Annotated in this window: 1 protein-coding gene; it reads right to left on the bottom strand. The window is 48.8% G+C overall.

Annotated features, from left to right (window positions below; all coding sequences use genetic code 11):
• A partial coding sequence (locus SB822_RS60170) for a Maf family protein (RefSeq protein ID WP_410859522.1) occupies positions 1-215 on the bottom strand: 215 nt, incomplete at its 3' end.
• Between the last annotated feature and the right edge of the window lie 27 nt (positions 216-242).

Below are 242 nucleotides of genomic sequence, written 5' to 3'. Positions count from 1 at the left end.
ATGCCGTATGCGCCGGCTTTGTCATAAGGATCCGCCGTATCGGTGTAGGCGTCGATCCAAGATGTTGGCAACTCATAAAAACGCACGCGGACACATTCATGGAATGACCTGTCACTATCCCCCTGGCGCATGCTGACGGTAGTGATAACTTCGTGCGTTTTGCCAGACAGCTTATGCAAATACTCGGCTGCTTGCTGTTTGTCTTTCGGCTTCAATAAAATTTCCCCATTTAATACAACCAC

It is taken from the genome of Paraburkholderia sp. SIMBA_054 (genome assembly GCF_046534875.1).
In the GTDB taxonomy this organism is placed as follows: Bacteria; Pseudomonadota; Gammaproteobacteria; order Burkholderiales; family Burkholderiaceae; genus Paraburkholderia; species Paraburkholderia hospita.
This window is presented reverse-complemented; position numbering and strand designations above follow the sequence as displayed.